Source organism: Mycobacterium sp. IDUB_36, from assembly GCF_055419225.1.
Genome location: NZ_JBVAXH010000002.1, coordinates 1,027,793 through 1,041,188 on the forward strand (window position 1 = coordinate 1,027,793; position 13,396 = coordinate 1,041,188).

Consider the following 13,396-nt stretch of genomic DNA (forward strand, 5'->3'; position numbering starts at 1 on the left):
CGGCCCGACTCTTCAGCAGTTCAATCGTCGACGGAGAACGGCCGCCCCCGGGCCCTGGAGCGCATCCAGCGACGCGGTCCGGCCGCAGACACCCATCAACAGCGCGGCCAGTGGCCCGGTGACCTCGCTACCGGAACCCCAGGATCGCGCTACATCGCTGGCGGACAGTCGAATTCCGCGAAGCCGGCGCGGCGGCACGAAACCGATCGGCCAGGGGCCGGTGAGAAAGTCCATGGCCGGCACGACGTACTGCGGGTCCGGCTCGAACGGCAGACCGAGCGCGATCCGGACGTCGCCGGTGTGTACCAGGATGTCGGCCAGCGGCCCCCGTGGGCCGAACAGCGGCGACGAGATCGGGCGGTCGGCCTGCTCGTACAGCTCGGCGACGATCTCGGCGATCGGCGCCTGCGCCCGCCGCTTCGCCAGCTGGTCGATTCCGCGGCTCAGACTCGCCCGGCGGAGTGCCATCCGGAGGAAACCCGGCATCCCGTCGAGCACGGTGCTCACGACGTGGGCGGCGACCGTCTTGACGTCCCAGCCGTGGCACAGGCTCGGTGTCGACAGTTGCCCGTCGTCGAGGCCGTCGATCAGAGCGGCGAATTGACGGCGCTGGTCGGCCACCGCAGCGAAGATGACGGGGTTGTCGGTGTCGGCCAACGCTAGTCCTCTCTCGTCGGAGTCCAGATCTCCGTGGGGTCTGAGCGACCGCGCAGCACCGTCTCGCCGTTCGGCGCCCAGTGGGCACGCTCGGTGTCGTCGGCACGGTCGAGGGCGGCGGACGAGGACACGATGCGCTGATCCAGCGTCTTGGCGACATCGGCCAGCCGCGCCGCTTCGTTGACCGCGTCACCGACAACGGTGTATTCGTAACGGTTTTCGGCCCCGATGTTGCCCGCGAACACCGGGCCCGCGGACACGCCGATGCCGAAGTCGACCTGTGGCAGCTGGTGCAGCTGGCTGCGCAGCAGTCGCGCGGTCGTCAGCGCGGCCGACGCGAAATCGCCCTGCGCCAATGGCGCCCCGAAGACGGCCAGAGCGGCGTCACCCTGGAACTTGTTGATCAGTCCCCGATTGTCGTCGACGGCGCTGACCACGATCCTGAAGAAGTCGTTGAGCACCCGCGCCACTTCCTGCGGGTGCCTGCTCGCCGTCAACGTGGTGGAGCCGACCAGGTCGATGAAAAGCACTGCGGCCTCGCGGACATCGCCGGACAGTGAGGTGCCTTCGTCGATCGCGCGCCGCGCCACGTCGGCACCGACGTGACGGCCGAACAAGTCCCGCAGCCGATCGCGTTCGGCGATGCCCGAAACCATGCGGTTGAATCCGTCTTGCAATCGGCCGATTTCGGACTTCTCGTAGACGCCGACGGACGTGTCGATGTTGCCGCGTTCGACGCGTGCCATGGCGTCGACGACCTCGCGCACCGGATCCGAGATGGACCGGGAGGTCATGATCATCACCGGCAGACCGATCAGGAGCGCGACGAGCGTGACGACCAAGATCGGCATTTCGACCGACCCGGTCTTCTGGATGATCCAGCCGTTGGAACGAGTCAACACCAGGCCGGCGATGGCCAGCGAGGGTAGGCCGCTGCCCAGTAGCCACAGGCCGACCAGGCGGGCGAGGACGCTGGGCGCGACCATCATGCCGTCGGTCCCTTTCTTGGCCGCCAACATGATCGGACGCAGGGATCGCTGGGTGAGGAGCAGGCTGAGGCTCGCCGCGGCCGTCCCACCGAAGACGACCGCCAGCAGCGTCGGAACCCACAGTGCCGCAACGCCACTGAAATTGAGGGCAAGGTAGCTGAGCCCGCTGATCCCCCAGACCACGCCCAGGATGATCGACTGCCGGGCCAGCAGGCGCATCGCGTAGCGCCGTTGATCGTCGTCGGGTTGCCGCCCGGCGACGAACCACCGCAACACGGGGACGAGGTTCGCGACTCCGCCACCGGCCACTGCCGCGGTGCCCAGAACCACGATGACCGCCGCGGTGATCAGGCTGGTCGGCTCGAAGTAGACCTGGGTGTCGTCGGCGAAGTGACCGTGCAGCGGGATCACGATCGCAGCGGCGTCGGCGGTGCCGATCAGATGAGCGCAGGCGAGACCGACCGCGTAGCGGATCGCCATCGTGCGGCCGGTCGCGCGCTGCGTTCGTCCGGCGTCGGTCACGGAACTCAACCTAGCCCGCCGACCAGCCGCGCCGGGCGGACTACGGCGACGTCAGCCGACGGGGTAGCCCACCGACTTGACTTCGGTGTACTGGTCGAAGCCGGCGATCCCGTTCTGGCGGCCAACGCCGCTGTCCTTATAGCCGCCGAACGGGACGTCCGCGCCGTAGGGTGCGCCGCCGTTGACACCGATGAAGCCGGCCTTGATCCTCCGCGCCACCGCCAGCGAATGCTCCAGCGTGCCGGACATCACGTTGCCGGCCAGGCCGTAGGGGCTGTCGTTGGCGATCCGGATCGCGTCTTCTTCGTCGTCGAACGGGATGACCGACAGCACCGGCCCGAAGATCTCCTCCTGGGCGATGGTCATCTTGTTGTCGACATCGGTGAACAGCGTCGGCCGGATGAAGTAACCCTTGTCGAAGCCGGTCTCCGCGCCGGGTCCACCGACCAGCGCGGTGGCGCCTTCGTCGACGCCCTTCTGGATGTATTCGTTGACGCGGTCGAACTGCCGCTTGGAAATCACCGGGCCACACAGGGTTCCGGGGTCCTGCGGGTCGCCGCAGGTGACGTTCTCGTAGATGCTCTTGAGGATCGCCACCCCTTCCTCATAGCGAGACCGCGGAAGCAGCATCCGAGTGGGGTTGGCGCAGCCCTGCCCGGCGTGCATACACGGGGCGATGCCGATCGCACACGCGAGTCCGAAGTCGGCATCTTCCAAGACGATGGTGGCCGACTTGCCGCCGAGTTCGAGGAACAGCCGCTTCATGGTGGCCGCACCCTTTTCCATGATCCGCTTGCCGACCACCGTCGACCCGGTGAACGAGATCAGGTCGACCTTGGGCGACAGCGTGAGTTCCTCGCCGACAAAGTGATCCGATGCGGTGACGACGTTGACGACACCGGCGGGGATGTCGGTTTTCTCGGCGATCAGCCGGCCCAGCCGGTTCGCGTTGAAGGGGGTGTTGGGCGCCGGCTTCAACACGACGGTATTGCCGGTGGCGAGCGCCTGGCCGAGCTTGTTGAGGGTGACCTCGAACGGGAAATTCCACGGCACGATGGCCCCGACCACGCCGACCGGCTCGCGCCACTGCCGGATCGCGGTGTTGGCGCCGGTGAGGCTGATCACGCGGTCGCCGAGGTCGGTCTCCCAGGGGTATTCGTCGATCAGCCGGGCCGGGTACTTCAGTCCGTCGGCCAGCGGAGCGTCCAGCTGCGGCCCGAACGTGATCGCACGAGGCGAACCGACTTCGAGGATGAGCTCCTCACGCAGCTCCTCTTTCTCGGACTCGATCGCTTCGTGCAGCTGGAGCAGACAGCGCTGACGCAACTTGTGGTTGGTCGACCAGTCGGTGTCGTCGAAGGCGCGGCGGGCTGCATCGATGGCCCGGTGCATGTCCTCTTTCGACGCGTCAGCCACCTCGCCCAAGGATTCTTCGGTCGCCGGGTTGAGGTTGGTGAATGTGCCGGCCTGGCCGTCGACCAACTTGCCGTCGATCATCATCTTCGGCTCGAAGCGGACCTTTACACTGTCAGTCATGTTTGTTGCTCTTTCGTTGATGGGACTCGAGCTGCCCGCCGGGTCGCAGAATATTATGGAGAGCCTTACTGGAACGTAGCCGGTTGGCAACCCTCAGTCACGCGCCAGGTCGGTTGACCAAATATCTGTTCCACCGTAGAGTTCGCCATCAGCCATAGTCAATCGCGGAAAAGTCGCTAGGAAACGTGGATTTCTCATACCCCCCCGAGGTGGAACAGGTCCGCAAAGAACTGCGTGCCTGGCTGTCCGCCAACCTGACCGAAGACATCATCGCGGCCAACCGTGGCCGCGGCAGTAACGAGACGGCGTTCCGAACTCTGCGCGCCTGGAACGCGACGATGGCCGACGCCGGCTGGGGTGCGGTTTCCTGGCCGCAGGAGTACGGCGGTCGCGGAGCGGGCGTGCTCGAACAGCTCGTCTACGCCGAGGAGACCACCCGTGCACGGGTGCCGGTCCACCTCAACGTGATCGGGATGAACAACATCGCGCCGGCGATCATGCAGCACGGGACCGAAGCGCAGAAGCGCACGCTGCTCCCCCGCATGATGCGCGCCGACGACATCTGGTGTCAGGGCATGTCAGAGCCCGAAGCCGGCTCCGACCTCGCCTCGCTACGCACCCGCGCGGTGCGCAGCGCCGATTCGCAGGGCGACTGCTACATCGTCAACGGTCAGAAGATCTGGACGTCGCTGGGGCACCGGGCGGCGTGGTGTCAGTTGTACGTGCGCACCGATCCCGAGGCGCCGAAGCACAAAGGGATCTCCTGCCTGATTCTCGACATGTCCCTGCCGGGCATCGAGGTTCGCCCGCTGGTGACGCTCAGCGGCGAGGCCGACTTCGCCGAGGTCTTCTTCAACGACGTGCGGGTGCCGGCGGATGCCCTGCTGGGCCCGGAGAACGGCGGCTGGGGAATCGCCACCACCACACTGAGCCACGAACGGGCCGGTGCCGCGCGCCTGTACACCGAGATGCAGACGCGGCTGCAAGAGCTGGTCAGCGAGCTCGCCGAGGTCCGGATCGGCAATCGGCCGGTGCTCGAGGACCCCACCACACTTCGACGTCTCGGCGAAATCGCCTTGCGCATTAAGTATCTCGAGGTGTTGTGCCAGCGATCGATCTCGGCGGTCATCCATGGCGGCGATGCGTTCGGTTCGGCAAGCCTGGCCAAGTCGATCTGGGGTGAGGTCGGTCAGGACATCGCCGCGCTGGCCTTCGACCTGATCGGCATGGACCCGGTGGGACGCCGCTGGGCGGACTACCGCCTGACATCGCGCTCACTGACCATCGCCGGCGGGACGACACAGATCAACAAGAACATTACCGCCCAAAGAGTTTTGGGGCTGCCGCGCCGATGAACCTCGAGCTGACCGAAGAGCAGATCGCGCTGCGCGACACCGTTCGGAGTTTCCTCGCCGAACGGGCATCGCTCGCCGCGCATGTGCGCCCCCTGCTCGACGACGAGACCGGCGTGACCGAATCGGTGTGGCGCGGTCTGGCCGACCTCGGCACCACCGGCCTGCTGGTGCCACTGGAATTCGACGGGGCCGGCATGACGATGGTCGAGGCCGGCGTCGTCGCCGAACAACTCGGCGCCGGACTGCATCCGGGCCCGTGGCTGTCCAGCGCCGTCGCCGCGACGCGGGCGCTGGTGCGCTGCGAAGTCAACAGCGCGGTGGCGGCACCGTTCCTCACCGGGATCGCCGATGGGTCCACTATCGCCACAGTGGGTGGCCTCGACGGTGTCCGGGTGCATGCCGGCAACCGCGGCGGTGACGTCGTGCTCGACGGTGAGATCGACAACGTGTGGGATGTCGCGGCTGCCGACGTGGCATTCGTGGTGGCCGACGATCACGACGGTGCCGGTCTGTTCGCCGTCCAGACGTCCGATGTCGAAAGCACTCTGCAAACCGGGATCGATCTGACGCGCAAGCGATTTCGGGTCAGGTTCGCCGAGACACCCGCGCAGCGTCTGGGGAGCGCGCCACCCGAGGTCGTCCAGGCCTTGACCGACGACGTGACCGTCGCCTGGGCCGCCGACGCGCTCGGCGCCGCGCAGGCCGTGCTGAACCTCGTCATCGAATATGCCAAAGTGCGACGCCAATTCGGCCAACCGATCGGGGCGTTCCAAGCGGTCCAGCACCTGTGTGTCGACATGTACGAGACGGTGGAGCTCGCCCGCAGCGGGGTCATTCACGCGCTATGGGCCGCCGACGCCGCAGGACCAGAGGAACGACACCTGGCCGCGATGCGGACGAAGGCATTCGCCGGTCGACTCGCCGCTGTCGGTGACACGGCGATTCAAGTGTTCGGCGGCATCGGCTACACCTGGGAGCACGACGCTCACCTCTACCTGAAGCGGCTGCTGAGTTGGAGCGCGTTCCTCGACGGATCCGACCGCTACCTCGTGGAGCTCGGCGCGCAGTTCGCCGAGTCCGTTCTGCGCTGAGTAGAGTGCCGCGAACGCACGCTCACACCGTTCAACCTGCACAATCGAGCCAAGACCACCTGGTAGCGTGAAACCAAATATTGGGTCAGGGGTCGGAGAAGGTCGCCGAGATCGCGACGACTGATCACCCGGGCCGGGTACCGGTAGGGGCTGTGGAGGTGTCGTGGGGCTTCAGCAACCGTCCGAGGCTGCCTCACCGCCGAGCTCCGCACGCCTAGACTTGCCCGATGCCGATTCGTCGATCCGGTCTGGCAGCGCCGGACGTCCCCGCGTGACGCCACGCGAGCGGCGCGCCACCAAAGGCATTCCCGATGGATCCAACGGCGGCGGCGCCTACAGCGACGGGACTCGTCGAACCGAAATCCTGCAGACCGCCGCCTCCTTGATCGCTTCCTCCGGCCTGCGGACCTCGCTGCAGGAGATCGCCGACGCGGCGGGGATCCTGCCCGGAAGCCTTTACCATCACTTCGAATCCAAGGAAGCGATCCTCGTCGAGCTGGTCCGGCGGTACTACGCCGACCTCGACCGCATCGGAGAGATCGCGCACGAGAAGCTGGACAAAGCCGACTCGCGTTCGGTAGCCGACAAGATCGTCGAACTGGGATCCGCCATCGCGCGGTGCGCGGTACAGCACCGTGCGGCACTTCAGATGTCGTTCTACGAGGCGCCGAGTGCGAATCCCGAACTCGTCGAACTGCTGCGGAATCCACCGACCGCCGTCCAGCAGGCGATGCTGCAGACGCTGCGGGCGGGCAGGTGGAGCGGATTCATCCGATCCGACATCGACCTTCCCACGCTGGCCGACCGCATCTGCCAGACCATGATGCACGTGGGCCTGGACATCATCAGGCACACCGGCGGTGCCGACCATACCGCTGTCGTCATGTGCCGAATCATGTTGCACGGCTTGGCCAGTCGTCCGTACAGCGACAAGGAACTCAACGGCTCGAGTGCCTTTGCCGCCGCCGAGGCGGCCATCCAGACGTGGTCGGACGACAGCGAAGTCGACGCGAACAACAAGGCCGCACATGTCCGTTCGGTGGCTCGCGCCGAATTCGGCAGAAAGGGCTACGAGGTCACCACGATCCGCGACATCGCTGCCGCGGCGGGGTTGGGCACCGGCACCGTGTACCGACTGATCGGATCGAAAGACGAACTGCTGGCCTCGATCATGGAGTCGTTCGGCCAGAAGGCCGGCGGCGGCTTCGCGAGCGTGCTGCGCACCGACGCCACCCCGGTGGAAAAGCTCGATGCGCTCAGCTGGGTCAACATCAACGCGCTGGACCAGTTTCCCGACGAGTGGAAGATCCAGCTGGCGTGGATGCGCCAGTCACCCCCCGACACCCCGAACCCCGGTCTGGCATTCACGATGCGCTTGCGGCAACTGCGAGCGTTGCTGTCGGACGGCATCGAGTCCGGTGATATCCGCATCGAGGATTCGCCGTCGCTGTCGATGCTGGCGCGCTACGTGATGGACGTGCTGTGGATGCCGGAGAACATCGTGCGGGCCCAGGGCAAGCATGCGGCGCTGGTCAACGCCCGCGACACGGTGGTCCGCGGCGCCGCCGAGCGTGACACTTCCGCGCAAGTCTGACAACCGAGATTTCCGATACCCGCCGATAGGCGCGGTGGGCCACGCATACTGGCGGGGTGCATCGCGCCGGGTTGTGTGTCGTTGACTCGGTCTTTCGCAGTGAGGGCCCATCGCCCGTCAACAACCGGCCGCATCCCTTGCCGGGGAGACCTTTCGGCCGGCGTCCCGGGAAAGGATTGACATGACAGGTATCGAGCAATTCCGCTACGACGGCAAGCGGGCGCTGGTGGTCGGCGGCGCCACCGGCATGGGCGCCGCGGCGGCCAAGATCGTCGGTGACCTGGGAGCCGAGGTGATCAACCTGGACTACGCGCCGGTCGAGTCCGGACTCGGCCGGGGAATCCAGGTCGACCTTCGCGATCCGGCGTCGATCGACAGCGCGCTCGAGCAGGTCGGCACCGTCGACGCACTGTTCTCCGCGGCGGGTATCGCGGACGGTCCGGACCTGATGAAGATCAACTTCATCGGCCATCGCCACGTGATCGACACCCTGATCAACAACAATCAACTGAGCCGCGGATCGGCGATCTGCTTCATCTCGTCGGTGGCCGGAATCGGCTGGGAGACCGACCTGCCGCGACTCCAGGAGTTCTTGGCCACCCCCGACTTCGCATCCGCCGACGCGTGGGTCAAAGCCCACGAGGCGGACAATTTCGGCCACTACGGCACCAGCAAGCAGGCGATCAACGCCTATGTCGCAACGCACGCATTCCCGTTCCTGGCCAAAGGAATTCGGATCAACGCGATCTGCCCGGGCCCGACTGACACTCCCCTGGCCCGGGCCAATGCCGACCTGTGGCTGTCCTTCGCGCAGGACTACCGGGAGGCGACCGGCACCGCGACCCACACGCCCGAGCAGATGGGCAACGTCATGGCGTTCCTCAACAGCCAAGCCGCCGCGGGCATCAACGGTGTCACGCTCCTGGTCGACTACGGGCACGTGAATTCGTCGAACACCGGAACATTCGCCGCGGGCAAGCCGATCATCGACTTGCTCATGGGCCGGATTTCACTCGGCTAGCCGGTGGTGCACATGAATCGACGGCTCGTCACTGCGGCTGCGAGTGCCGCGCTGGTGGTCGCGTCGTGCTCGAGCTGTTCGACGGATGGGCGGGCGACGCAGAAGACCGCGCACATCACCGTCGACAACACCTCCCGCACCTCGCACGCGGTCACCTGCAACCAGGTCAACTGGCTGCTGACGGCGAACATCACCGTGGCTCCGGCCAACGTCAAGGTGCTCCTGCGATTGGATCCCGAGAAACCAGCGGTCGAATCGGTCCATTTCGACAACTTCGCCGGTTTCTCGGGCGTCGCCAATTCCGGGGCCGGAGATGCGAAGGTTCGCGTCGCCAATGACACCTACACCATCACCGGCACGGCATCCGGAAGTCAGGTCAAGGATTCTCACGTCTCGGTCACCGCGCCGTTCACCATCGAGGTGGGCTGCTGACCGACTAGTCGGGTTGGTCTTCAGGCGGTGGGAGGAATTCCTGGGCGGGCGGCGTCCGCTTCAACCAGGCCCTCATCCTGATGAGCGGACTGGCCACGATGCCGATCGCCACCAAGGCCAGCAGCACGATGATCGCGGCGTTCATACCCACCATGGTGCCAGTTCGGCCGGCTAACGGGGATTGGGTTGGAACGCGCCCGGAGGTTGCGCGAGCGCCAAGGCGGTACCGGTGCCGATCGGGCCGGCGCTGTCGAACAACGTCGCGGCCCCGGTTCCCACACCGCGGTTGCCGTAATAGCTCTGCGCCGCCAAGCCGATGTACTCGCCTTGCGGCAGTCGGCTGATGGCCACCGTGTAGTCGGCATTGATGTAGCGCAATCCCGCTGTGCCCCAATGTGTCAGCGAGCTGATGATGTCTCCGGCAAATGCCGCGCGGGCGAACGGCGTCAGCGGATGACCGGCCACCATCGGGCGAAAAATCCGCGTCCAGGCGAATTTCTGCACGCCGGGCCGCTCCCACTCGAGTGGCGGCATTCCCGGGGTGCCGTCGTCGGAGCCGGCGCTGTAAGTCCAGATGTCGAAGGGCATCTCGGATTCCGTGGCCGCCGCAGCGGTCGGCACGGCGGGTATGACCACGGGCCCGGTCCACACCTCGCCGTCGGGTGCCTCGCCGCGGCGCAGGAACAGCGCGCTGGCCCGCGCCACCACCTGCCCGTCCTGCCGCATCGCCGCGTCGACGAGTTTGATCCGGCGGCCCTCGCGCTGGATCGACGTCTCGATCGTCAGCGGTTTGATGGGCACCGGCCGCAGCAGGTCGACGGTGAGGCGCGCGGGCTGGAGTTCGTCGTCGACGTCGTGGTCCAATGCCCAACCCAGCAGGCCGCCGACGATCTGGCCGCCCATCGTCTCGCCCCACGGCCCGCGGGTCATGTCGCCGGGGAGGTAGGAGTCGCCGTCGGCGGTGAAGAATGCGTCCACCCGCTCATGCTAGGGAGCGGGTGAGGCCCGGACTGGTGCGGGCGGAGGTGTGTGAGTTCGTGACATCAGTGCGGGCGGAGGGACTCGAACCCTCATGCTCTCTCGAGCACCGGCACCTAAAGCCGGCGTGTAAGCCAATTCCACCACGCCCGCGCGCCTCGCGATCGTACCGCTTCGAGCATCCGCGAGTCTGTCGGTGGCTCCCCTTATCTTGGCGATGGAAGGGGTTTGACGATGCGATCCGCGAAAGAAGTCAGCGCCGTAAAGCGCCTCATCGCTGCTGGATTGAATGACAGTGAGATCGCCCGTCACACCGGCATTCCGCGATGTACCGTGCGTGACTGGCGATGCCGACCGCAGCTTCGGACCAGAGCTGCAAGTGGGTCACCATGTGTACATGATTTCGCCAGCTTACCGGCGAACACTTACAGCTATCTGCTCGGTTTGTACCTGGGCGACGGATGCATTTCACGGCACCCCCGAGCGTGGCGACTAAGAATCGTTCTCGATGACAAGTACCCGGGGATCATCGAGTCCTGTCGCGAAGCAATGACCGCTCTGATGCCGGGTCAGCGGGCGGCGACACTGCGTTGCTCCAAGAACTGCACCGAGGTATCGCTCTACTCAAAGCATTGGCCCTGTCTTTTTCCGCAGCACGGTCCAGGCCGGAAACACTTGAGGCCGATTCAATTGGAACCATGGCAGGAGCAGCTGGTCCGGCAAGCTCCAAGGGAATTTGTGCGCGGCCTCATCCACAGCGACGGCTGTCGTGTAGTAGCGAACGATCGTGGCGTCAAGAGCGTCCGATACCACTTCTCTAACCGCTCCAACGACATCCGCGATCTGTACTGCGCCGCGCTTGATCAGCTGGGAATCCCGTGGACGCGACCGCGCTGGTTCGATGTCGCCGTCTACCGGCAGGCCGCCGTCGCGCGGCTCGACGAGTTTGTCGGACCAAAAGAGTGACGGAGTCAAACCCACCGCAGAGTACCTTCTAGGGGTGTCCACCACCCGTCGTCGCAGACCGGCTCTGATCGCCCTGGTGATCCTCGCCGCGGGCGGCTGCCTGGCTCTGGGCTGGTGGCAATGGACCAGGTTCGAATCGACGTCGGGCTCTTTCCAGAATCTCGGATACGCCTTGCAGTGGCCGGCATTCGCCGCGTTCTGCGTCTACGCGTACCGCAATTTCGTCCGCTACGAAGAGGCGCCACAGCAGATTCGGACCACCCACGCCGTCCACGAGATCCCGGACGGATTGCTGCCCGAGCGGCCCGAATCCGACGGCCGCACCTCAGACGACGCCGAGCTCCGTGAGTACAACGCCTACTTGGCCGCACTTGCCAAGGCAGACAACGAAACCCAGTAGAACAGGACAGCCGAATGACCACAGCCGGTCAGAACATCCGGACCCCGCTGCTCGCCTATCGCGTGATGGCGTGGACGACCGGTATCTGGCTGATCGCGCTCTGCTACGAGTTGGTGGTCCACTATGTGGTCAAGGTGCCGAATCCACCGAGCTGGATCGGGATCGTGCACGGTTGGGTCTATTTCGCGTATGTGCTGGCGGCGTTCAACCTGGCCGTCAAAGTCCGCTGGCCGATCGGGAAGACCGTCGGAGTGCTCCTGGCCGGGACTATTCCGCTGGTCGGCGTGATCGTCGAACACTTCCAGACCCGAAACATCAAGGCGCAGTTCAACTTATAGGGACCGCAGGGCCGGTAGCAACAGCGTCAGCGCGCGACCGCGATGCGACGCGGCATCTTTTTCGCCCGGCGTCAGCTGCGCGGCGGTGCGATGGTCTCCGTCCGGAACGAACACCGGGTCGTAGCCGAAACCTGAGTCGCCGCTGGGTTCGTGGGCGATCGCGCCCGGCCACTCGCCGCGGACGACGAACTCCCCGGAATCCGACACCAGCGCACAGGCCGAGACGAAAGCCGCAGTGCGCCGTTCGTCGGGCACATCACGCAGCTGCGCCAGCAGCAGTGCGGTGTTGGCCGCGTCGTCGCCGTGGGTGCCGGCCCATCGCGCGGACAGCACACCGGGCATGCCATTCAGCGCCGCGACCGCGAGCCCCGAGTCGTCGGCGACGGTCGGTAGGCCGGTCGCAGCGAAGCCGTCCCGCGCCTTGGCCAACGCGTTGTCTTCGAACGTCGCAGCGGTTTCCGGCGCCTCGTCGAACGGTTCGACATCGTTCAGCGACACCAGCGTCAGCTCGGTCAGCGCGGCGGCGTCCAATACCCGGCGCAACTCCACCAGCTTCTTGGCATTGCGGCTGGCGACCAGAACGCGGGTCAGCTTCCGAAGGCTTTCTGCGCCGCCGGCCCGTCGGGAAGCACTCCCGGGTACGGCAGCGCCAGCGCCTCGTTCTGCGCGACGAACAACTGCTCGCAGGCACCTTCCGCGGCGTCGAGCAACTTGTTGAGCGTCGAACGCGGGAAGGTGGCACCCTCACCGGTGCCCTGCACCTCGACCAACGTCCCGGTGTCGGTGGCCACCACGTTCATGTCCACCTCGGCGCGCGAATCTTCCTCGTAGGGAAGGTCGACCCGCACCCGGCCGTCGACGACGCCCACGCTGATGGCGGCGATCGCGCACGACAGCGGTCGCGGATCAGACAGCTTTCCGGCCGCCGACAGGTACGTCACCGCATCGGCCAGCGCGACGTAGGCCCCGGTGATGGCGGCGGTGCGGGTGCCGCCGTCGGCTTGCAGCACGTCGCAGTCGATGGCAATCGTGTTCTCGCCCAACGCCGCAAGGTCGATGCACGCCCGCAGCGACCGGCCGACCAGTCGGCTGATCTCCTGCGTCCGCCCCGACAACCGACCCTTGACCGACTCCCGGTCGCTGCGGGTGTGGGTGGCCGACGGCAGCATTGCGTATTCGGCGGTGAGCCAGCCCAGGCCGGAGCCTTTACGCCAGCGTGGCACGCCCTCGGTGACGCTCGCCGTGCACAGGACTTTGGTCTGGCCGAATTCGACGACCACCGAACCTGCCGGGTGGGCGGTGAACCCTCGGGTGATGACGACCGGTCGGAGTTCGTCGTCGAGGCGGCCGTCTTCTCGTTTTGACACGAGGGCAACTTTAGCCCGGCGACGATTCAGAGCGCGTAGCGCGATGGGGAGGAGCCGGGCACATCAACCCCAGCCCGGCGACGATTCAGAGCGCGTAGCGCGATGGGGAGGAGCCGGGCACATCAAACCCAGCCCGGCGACGATTCAGAG

15 protein-coding genes, 1 tRNA gene and 1 pseudogene are annotated in these 13,396 nt (G+C 66.1%); 8 read left to right on the forward strand and 9 right to left on the reverse strand.

The window, feature by feature from the left end:
* Positions 1 to 12: 12 nt before the first annotated feature.
* The 3 genes from ACZYW1_RS23005 to ACZYW1_RS23015 all read right to left on the reverse strand — a co-directional run bounded on the left by ACZYW1_RS23005 (position 13) and on the right by ACZYW1_RS23015 (position 3,704).
* Positions 13 to 657 carry a maleylpyruvate isomerase family mycothiol-dependent enzyme gene (locus ACZYW1_RS23005; RefSeq protein ID WP_463788756.1) on the reverse strand — a complete coding sequence of 215 codons (645 nt, stop codon included), beginning with the start codon at positions 655 to 657 and terminating at the stop codon, positions 13 to 15.
* A 2-nt stretch (positions 658 to 659) separates the two neighbouring features.
* A complete protein-coding gene (locus tag ACZYW1_RS23010) occupies positions 660 to 2,126 on the reverse strand; it encodes an adenylate/guanylate cyclase domain-containing protein (protein WP_463788849.1) in 1,467 nt (488 codons plus the stop codon).
* A gap of 93 nt (positions 2,127 to 2,219) precedes the next feature.
* A complete protein-coding gene (locus tag ACZYW1_RS23015; RefSeq protein WP_463788757.1) occupies positions 2,220 to 3,704 on the reverse strand; it encodes an aldehyde dehydrogenase family protein in 1,485 nt (494 codons plus the stop codon).
* A gap of 185 nt (positions 3,705 to 3,889) precedes the next feature.
* On the opposite strand from ACZYW1_RS23015, the gene ACZYW1_RS23020 reads away from it, so the two are divergent.
* The 5 genes from ACZYW1_RS23020 (at position 3,890) to ACZYW1_RS23040 (ending at position 9,197) form a co-directional block, all read left to right on the forward strand.
* Positions 3,890 to 5,059: an acyl-CoA dehydrogenase family protein gene (locus ACZYW1_RS23020; RefSeq protein ID WP_463788758.1), complete on the forward strand. Its 1,170-nt coding sequence runs from the start codon at positions 3,890 to 3,892 to the stop codon at positions 5,057 to 5,059.
* Complete coding sequence (locus tag ACZYW1_RS23025; RefSeq protein WP_463788759.1) at positions 5,056 to 6,150, forward strand: acyl-CoA dehydrogenase family protein; 1,095 nt, start codon at positions 5,056 to 5,058, stop codon at positions 6,148 to 6,150. The genes ACZYW1_RS23020 and ACZYW1_RS23025 overlap by 4 nt, the downstream gene beginning before the upstream one ends.
* Positions 6,151 to 6,454: 304 nt before the next feature.
* Positions 6,455 to 7,744, forward strand: a complete 1,290-nt coding sequence (locus ACZYW1_RS23030) for a TetR/AcrR family transcriptional regulator (protein ID WP_463788850.1) — start codon at positions 6,455 to 6,457, stop codon at positions 7,742 to 7,744.
* A 181-nt stretch (positions 7,745 to 7,925) separates the two neighbouring features.
* Positions 7,926 to 8,765: an SDR family oxidoreductase gene (locus ACZYW1_RS23035; RefSeq protein ID WP_463788760.1), complete on the forward strand. Its 840-nt coding sequence runs from the start codon at positions 7,926 to 7,928 to the stop codon at positions 8,763 to 8,765.
* Between the two features lie 12 nt (positions 8,766 to 8,777).
* Positions 8,778 to 9,197, forward strand: coding sequence for a lipoprotein LpqH (locus ACZYW1_RS23040; protein ID WP_463788761.1), 420 nt, complete (start codon positions 8,778 to 8,780; stop codon positions 9,195 to 9,197).
* Positions 9,198 to 9,201: 4 nt separating this feature from the next.
* Here the strand turns inward: ACZYW1_RS23040 and ACZYW1_RS23045 are convergent, their stop codons facing one another.
* From ACZYW1_RS23045 to ACZYW1_RS23055, 3 genes are all read right to left on the reverse strand, one after another.
* Entirely contained in the window at positions 9,202 to 9,342 is a 141-nt protein-coding gene (locus ACZYW1_RS23045) for a hypothetical protein (RefSeq protein ID WP_463788762.1), read from the reverse strand.
* Positions 9,343 to 9,368: 26 nt separating this feature from the next.
* Positions 9,369 to 10,127: a thioesterase family protein gene (locus tag ACZYW1_RS23050; RefSeq protein WP_463788851.1), complete on the reverse strand. Its 759-nt coding sequence runs from the start codon at positions 10,125 to 10,127 to the stop codon at positions 9,369 to 9,371.
* Positions 10,128 to 10,244: 117 nt separating this feature from the next.
* A tRNA-Leu gene (locus ACZYW1_RS23055) sits at positions 10,245 to 10,328 on the reverse strand.
* A gap of 81 nt (positions 10,329 to 10,409) precedes the next feature.
* Between ACZYW1_RS23055 and ACZYW1_RS23060 the strand changes: the two are divergent.
* Positions 10,410 to 10,517: pseudogene (locus ACZYW1_RS23060) on the forward strand (hypothetical protein); the annotation flags it as partial.
* A 282-nt stretch (positions 10,518 to 10,799) separates the two neighbouring features.
* Here the strand turns inward: ACZYW1_RS23060 and ACZYW1_RS23065 are convergent.
* The gene (locus ACZYW1_RS23065) at positions 10,800 to 11,156 is read right to left on the reverse strand and encodes a hypothetical protein (RefSeq protein WP_463788855.1); all 357 of its coding nucleotides are present in this window, start codon (positions 11,154 to 11,156) and stop codon (positions 10,800 to 10,802) included.
* Between the two features lie 19 nt (positions 11,157 to 11,175).
* On the opposite strand from ACZYW1_RS23065, the gene ACZYW1_RS23070 reads away from it, so the two are divergent.
* Together ACZYW1_RS23070 and ACZYW1_RS23075 are read left to right on the forward strand one after the other, a co-directional pair.
* Positions 11,176 to 11,541: a hypothetical protein gene (locus ACZYW1_RS23070; RefSeq protein WP_463788763.1), complete on the forward strand. Its 366-nt coding sequence runs from the start codon at positions 11,176 to 11,178 to the stop codon at positions 11,539 to 11,541.
* A 14-nt stretch (positions 11,542 to 11,555) separates the two neighbouring features.
* Entirely contained in the window at positions 11,556 to 11,879 is a 324-nt protein-coding gene (locus tag ACZYW1_RS23075; RefSeq protein ID WP_293001697.1) for a DUF3817 domain-containing protein, read from the forward strand.
* Here the strand turns inward: ACZYW1_RS23075 and ACZYW1_RS23080 are convergent.
* Together ACZYW1_RS23080 and rph are read right to left on the reverse strand one after the other, a co-directional pair.
* Positions 11,874 to 12,470 carry a non-canonical purine NTP pyrophosphatase gene (locus tag ACZYW1_RS23080; RefSeq protein WP_463788852.1) on the reverse strand — a complete coding sequence of 199 codons (597 nt, stop codon included), beginning with the start codon at positions 12,468 to 12,470 and terminating at the stop codon, positions 11,874 to 11,876. The genes ACZYW1_RS23075 and ACZYW1_RS23080 overlap by 6 nt on opposite strands.
* The gene (rph, locus tag ACZYW1_RS23085) at positions 12,467 to 13,246 is read right to left on the reverse strand and encodes a ribonuclease PH (protein ID WP_463788764.1); all 780 of its coding nucleotides are present in this window, start codon (positions 13,244 to 13,246) and stop codon (positions 12,467 to 12,469) included. The genes ACZYW1_RS23080 and rph overlap by 4 nt, the downstream gene beginning before the upstream one ends.
* Positions 13,247 to 13,396: the final 150 nt, after the last annotated feature.

Excerpts from the sequence above, each read along its gene's own strand:
- ACZYW1_RS23010 (WP_463788849.1), bottom strand. The coding sequence starts at position 2,126 with ATGGCGATCCGCTACGCGGTCGGTCTCGCCTGCGCTCATCTGATCGGC.
- ACZYW1_RS23015 (WP_463788757.1), bottom strand. The coding sequence starts at position 3,704 with ATGACTGACAGTGTAAAGGTCCGCTTCGAGCCGAAGATGATGATCGAC.
- ACZYW1_RS23025 (WP_463788759.1), top strand. The coding sequence starts at position 5,056 with ATGAACCTCGAGCTGACCGAAGAGCAGATCGCGCTGCGCGACACCGTT.
- ACZYW1_RS23035 (WP_463788760.1), top strand. The coding sequence starts at position 7,926 with ATGACAGGTATCGAGCAATTCCGCTACGACGGCAAGCGGGCGCTGGTG.
- ACZYW1_RS23040 (WP_463788761.1), top strand. The coding sequence starts at position 8,778 with ATGAATCGACGGCTCGTCACTGCGGCTGCGAGTGCCGCGCTGGTGGTC.
- ACZYW1_RS23045 (WP_463788762.1), bottom strand. The coding sequence starts at position 9,342 with ATGAACGCCGCGATCATCGTGCTGCTGGCCTTGGTGGCGATCGGCATC.
- ACZYW1_RS23050 (WP_463788851.1), bottom strand. The coding sequence starts at position 10,127 with ATGACCCGCGGGCCGTGGGGCGAGACGATGGGCGGCCAGATCGTCGGC.
- ACZYW1_RS23075 (WP_293001697.1), top strand. The coding sequence starts at position 11,556 with ATGACCACAGCCGGTCAGAACATCCGGACCCCGCTGCTCGCCTATCGC.